Raw genomic sequence first — 5,048 nt, 5'->3', positions numbered from 1 at the left:
GCCGGTTTAGTTTATAACGCACCTGCGCCCCCGCCGGGGGGGGGTTGTGGGGGGTGGGGTTCTTGCCGGCCGGGCCACCCCGGGGGCCCCGCCGCCGGGGGTAAAATGCCGAGGCGGCGTGCCGCGAATATCTCTCCAACGGCCATCGCTTCGGCAATTACTGGATGGTCGGTGATGTCCGCAACACGCGCGGCCGTTCCATGCATGTGCGGCTCAAGGCGGTTGGCGGCAAGGCAGCCGGAAAATGGGTCGACGAGCAATCGGGGGAATATGGCGACCTGCTTGACGTCATCGAGCAGAGCTGTGGTCTGGTCGACTTCCGCGAGGTCGCGGATGAAGCACGTCGCTTCCTCTCCATGCCGCTGCCACCGCCCCAGCTCCCGCCCCAGCCCCTTGGCTCGCATCGCCAACTTGCCGCGACACGCGGCTCGCCTGACGCCGCGCGTCGCCTGTTCGCCATGTCCCATCCGATCGCCGGTACGCTGGCCGAACGCTATCTTGCCGGTCGCGGCATTTTGCTTTCAACGCATGAGCGCGCGCTGCGCTTCCATCCTGGCTGCTACTACAGGGATCTCGTCACGGGCGAGACGCGGACCCTGCCTGCGCTGATCGCCGCTGTCACCAGCCTCGACGGGCGTATCACCGGCCTGCAGCGCACTTACCTGTCCTCTGGGCTGGACCCGAGTGGCAAGGTCGGCAAGGCGCCGGTCGCCGATCCACGCCGCTCGCTTGGTCACCTGCTGGGCAACGGCATCTGGCTAGGCCAACAGTCCGGTGCGCCCGTCATGGCCGCCGGCGAGGGCTTCGAGACGATGGCGTCGCTCCGGACGGTGATGCCGGCGCTGCCGTTGGCTGCCGCCACCTCAGCCAATCACCTCGCCGGCCTGATCTTCCCGCCTAGCTGCCGTCGCCTCTACATCGCAGCCGATGCCGACGCCGCCGGCCGGCACGGCATAGAGCGTCTCAGCCAGCGCGCAGGCGAGGCAGGGATCCTCGCCCTGGTGTTGCGGCCGCAGCTCGGCGACTTCAACGACGATCTGCGTCATCTCGGCCAAGCCCACCTCGCGGCATGGCTCCGCGATCAACTCGTCCCGGAGGATGCCCGTCTCTTCCTGCCGCCCGGATGAATGGGTCGGGCCGGCACGCGGCTCGGCGCGGCGTCGGACAGCCTGCAGATATGGTGGGGGTCCACCGGAGAGGCCGCGCCCGCGGCCTGCCTGAGAGGCGACCCCTGCCACCCCCCAGTCACGGCCGCAACGGCTTCGCCGTCCTCCGCTCGCGCTTCGGCCTTCGGTGCGGCCGCGCCCGGCGCGCGGCCGGGCTGCGCTGTCCGGCCGCGATAGACGCGGCCACAACCGACGGAGACACCGCCATGACCTACGACATTCCTCTCGACCACGCCTACGAGCCCTCCCACGCCTCCTCGCCGACCGACCGCGTCATCCTCGAACTGCAGATGTACGGCCATCGCCCGCATCAGGACGAACCTGACCCTCGGCCGCTTCCCGACGACGAGGTGATCCGGGCCGGCCTCGCCGGCATCGTAGAAACCTTCGCCGGCATGCTCGGGGACACCAGGCTCGAACCCGATCTCGACGACCTGCTCTGGTCGTTCGCAAACGTCTTCCACCGTGCCGCCGAGCGTGTCGCCCGCAGCCTCGACCGCAACGAGGAGGCGCAGCGCTCGAGTCAGCAGGAGCAGGACGGCTCGGAGGTGAAGTCGGTCGAGCTGGAGCGGCTCACCGCGGAAGGCATCAGCTATATCGAGCGCCGCAACGTGCTCGAAATCATGCGCGATGAGGCCGCCGATCTCTACGAGGCACAAACCGGATCGGCATGGCGACCGCGCACCGGCTCCAAGGTCAGCCACCAGGCGATGACCGCTTCGGTGATCGACAGCCGCGACTTCCTCGCCGCCCGCCGACACGCCGAAACCGAGGTGCTCGTTCCAGCAGGGACCAAGATCGCCTTCGCCGGCGGCCTCGACTGCAACGATCACGACAGGATCTGGGACGCGCTCGACAAGGCTCGCGAGAAGCATCCCGACATGGTCCTGCTCCACGGCGGCAGCCCGCGCGGCGCCGAACGCATCGCCGCCTGCTGGGCCGAGAACCGCAAGGTCACCCAGATCGCCTTCAAGCCGGACTGGACCCGGCACGCCAAGGCAGCCCCGTTCCGCCGCAACGACCAGCTTCTCTCCGTGGTGCCCTACGGCCTGATAGTCTTTCCCGGCTCCGGCATTACCGACAACCTTGCCGACAAGGCCCGTCGGCTCGGCATCCCCGTCTGGCGGTTCGCGGAGGGCGGCGCGTGAGCGCCGTTTTCTTGCAAATCTGGCGAATCCAGATAATATGGAGATCGATCAAGGAGTCTAGCCATGCGCCAGTTCACGACGGGGGATCTCAACAAGCAGGTTGGCGACGTCACCGACGTTGCCAGCCGCGAACCCGTTATTCTTACCAAGCACCGGAAACCCCGGTTCGTGCTGATGAGTTACGAGCACTACGAACGGATGCGCATCGGCGGCGATCCCCGCCGCGCATACCATGTCGCCGAGATGCCGGAGGAACACACGGAACTCTTCGCCGCCGAGATCGACCGATTGGCGCGCGGGGAAGGATACGATGATGAGCGGTAGATTTCTGCCCGGTCAGGTGATCTCCTATCCTTATCTTTGGGCATGGCAATACGAGCGCGGCGAAACGGAAGGCCGCAAGAGCCGGCCGACCTGCGTGGTCATCGCTGTCCGCGGCGCAAGAGATGGCCTGACCCATCTCGCGCTCCTGGCTATAACCACCCAGCCACCGACCAGCGATCGGGTCGGTTTGGAAGTCTCCGCTATCGAGTGCCGCCGCGCCGGTCTGACCGATCTCAAACGCTGCTGGATAGTGGTTGACGAATACAACTACGATATTGCCGAACGCTCCTGGTACATCGAACCCGACGGTAAGCCCCTCGGTCGTTTCAGCAAGGCATTCATGATGAAGATCGCAGGCGCCTTTATCGAAGCGCGCAGCGAGGGCCGCCGCGTCAGCCGTCTGGATTGACGTTCTCCTTTCGCGGCCATGCGCTCGATCCAGGACGGGAGCCTCTGGCTGGCCGACAAGACCACTAGCTCCAGCGCGAAGCGCCACTAGCCAGATGCGCGTAGCGCCTCCAGCAGCTGCAGGATCCGGGCGCGCCGGCCTGCGGCCGGCCAGACTCTCGTCGCGGCGTCCCGCCGCTCCCCGAGCCGGCTTCACCGTCTCGGCCTTCGGGTGACGATCCCTCACGCAGGGCCAAAGGGAGAGGGCGGCCGGAGCGGGGCGGGGGACGCTGGAGAGAAAGGAAAATCACGATGATGATGATATTCATAGGTGGATCACGCGAGATATTTGAGCTGCCGGAATTTGCCATCGCTCGCATCGGCGCAATCGTTGCTGCCGAACACGGCGTGCTGATTGGCGACGCGTCTGGAGCCGATGCCGAGGCGCAGGGCCTGCTCGCGGGCTACAAGTACGAGCATGTCGGGGTCTTCCATGCCGGCAAGGAACCCCGCAACAATCTGGGCGACTGGGCCGCCTACCATGTCCCGTCACCTGGAGGCACTCATGGATCTTGGTACGACGCCGCCAAGGACCGGGAGATGGCGCGGCGCGCCGACTTTGGCATGATGGTCTGGGACGGCGCATCACCCGGTACGGCCGTCAACGTGCTTCGGCTCGCCATCGCAAACAAGCCGTGCGTCATTTACGATCTGGCCAGGGGCCGGATGGCAACGACGTACAATGTGGAGGACTGGTGCGCCATGCTCCGCCATGCCGGTTCGGACATTCGCCGCCAAGCCGAAGCCCGCATGACGCCGGAGGAGCGTCTGGCGTTGCCAGAATGATGTAGGCGCGGTCCCGCCGACAGCCCGGCGGGGCCGATACGATATGCTTGATCCGGCCCCGCGCCGCCTACTCCACTTGTATGAAGGCCGGGGCCGGCCCCTTTCGAAACCGCTCCACGCGCAGAGCCGCGGGGCGTTGTGCGGATGATCATCTTGACCCGTCTCGCCTCTGAAGCGGGTGCAAGCGTGCCGAACAACATCCTGGCTTGCCGGGTCATCCAACCTGACTGCGCGGTATCGTCCCCGAGGGGCGTGAAGGCCGCTGCCAGCCGGCCCCGATCTCGAAACTGCTATGCCGCCATACCGAACACGCAAGGCGGTCACGCGCCGGGCTGCTGTTCGATGTGTTGGCAATGCCGACGACATGACCCGAGAGGCTGCAGCCTGCTCCTGCGATACGGCAGCGTTGCGTCGGCGGTCAAGCGATGGCGGCCTGAGTTCTTTTCCTTCGGTCGCATCCGGGGCCATTCCCGTTTCATGTCGCCTTTGTAGACGACCGCCTGCTTTGTGCGGTCAACCCCCGTTGGGGGTACACTCGGCGAATATTCAGGAAAATTCGATTTCTGTTTTTGTCTGCGGGCAGGCGAAGGGCCTGCCCGCTATTTTTCGGCAAATAGAATTTTCCAGAATTTTCGCCGAGATGACCGCAGCAGGACGGCCCTCTCCTTTGGCGCCATCGGGAATGGTCCCGATGCAACCGAAGGAGAACTACCATGGCCACCACGATCGCAAACCTCACCACCAAGGCCGACGGCTCGATGGAAGGCGTCTTTGCCACGCTCAGGGTCAACGCCCCGATCACCCTGATCCCGAACACCAACAAGTCGCGCGAGGACGCGCCCGACTACCGGATCGTCAACAAGCGCACGGGCTTCGAGATCGGAGCCGGCTGGCACCGCATCTCCCAGCGTTCGGGCGAGGAATACCTCTCGGTCAAGCCGGAAGCTCCCGAGATCGGCGTCATCTTCGGCAACCTCGCACCCGCCCCGGGCGGCGAGGAGAACAAGAAGGTCATCCTCTGGAACAACCCCCAGTGAGGCATCGGGGGGGGGGGGGGGGGGGGGGGGGGGGGGGGGGCGGCCGGGCCCCCGGGGGGGGCGGGGGGGGGGCGGAGGCGCAGCGAGAGGGGGAGGGGCGCGCGGCGGGGCGGGGGGGGGGCGGGGGGGGGCGGGGGGGG

6 protein-coding genes are annotated in these 5,048 nt (G+C 66.5%); all 6 read left to right on the top strand.

What is annotated here, in order from left to right; genetic code table 11:
* The first annotated feature begins 164 nt into the window (after positions 1-164).
* The 6 genes from NKJ26_RS33070 to NKJ26_RS33045 all read left to right on the top strand — a co-directional run bounded on the left by NKJ26_RS33070 (position 165) and on the right by NKJ26_RS33045 (position 4,908).
* Positions 165-1,127, top strand: a complete 963-nt coding sequence (locus NKJ26_RS33070; protein WP_352700022.1) for a DUF7146 domain-containing protein — start codon at positions 165-167, stop codon at positions 1,125-1,127.
* A 245-nt stretch (positions 1,128-1,372) separates the two neighbouring features.
* Positions 1,373-2,314: a DUF2493 domain-containing protein gene (locus NKJ26_RS33065; RefSeq protein WP_352700020.1), complete on the top strand. Its 942-nt coding sequence runs from the start codon at positions 1,373-1,375 to the stop codon at positions 2,312-2,314.
* A 63-nt stretch (positions 2,315-2,377) separates the two neighbouring features.
* Positions 2,378-2,638 carry a type II toxin-antitoxin system prevent-host-death family antitoxin gene (locus tag NKJ26_RS33060; RefSeq protein WP_352443212.1) on the top strand — a complete coding sequence of 87 codons (261 nt, stop codon included), beginning with the start codon at positions 2,378-2,380 and terminating at the stop codon, positions 2,636-2,638.
* Positions 2,628-3,047 carry a hypothetical protein gene (locus NKJ26_RS33055; RefSeq protein ID WP_352700024.1) on the top strand — a complete coding sequence of 140 codons (420 nt, stop codon included), beginning with the start codon at positions 2,628-2,630 and terminating at the stop codon, positions 3,045-3,047. The genes NKJ26_RS33060 and NKJ26_RS33055 overlap by 11 nt, the downstream gene beginning before the upstream one ends.
* A gap of 290 nt (positions 3,048-3,337) precedes the next feature.
* Positions 3,338-3,871: a hypothetical protein gene (locus NKJ26_RS33050; protein ID WP_352700018.1), complete on the top strand. Its 534-nt coding sequence runs from the start codon at positions 3,338-3,340 to the stop codon at positions 3,869-3,871.
* Positions 3,872-4,584: 713 nt separating this feature from the next.
* Positions 4,585-4,908, top strand: coding sequence for a DUF736 domain-containing protein (locus tag NKJ26_RS33045; RefSeq protein ID WP_352700016.1), 324 nt, complete (start codon positions 4,585-4,587; stop codon positions 4,906-4,908).
* Positions 4,909-5,048: the final 140 nt, after the last annotated feature.

Source organism: Mesorhizobium sp. M0152 (assembly GCF_040322415.1).
Taxonomy (GTDB): domain Bacteria; phylum Pseudomonadota; class Alphaproteobacteria; order Rhizobiales; family Rhizobiaceae; genus Mesorhizobium.
Note: the sequence above shows the minus strand (reverse complement) of the source record. Positions and strands in the feature narration are given on the sequence as shown.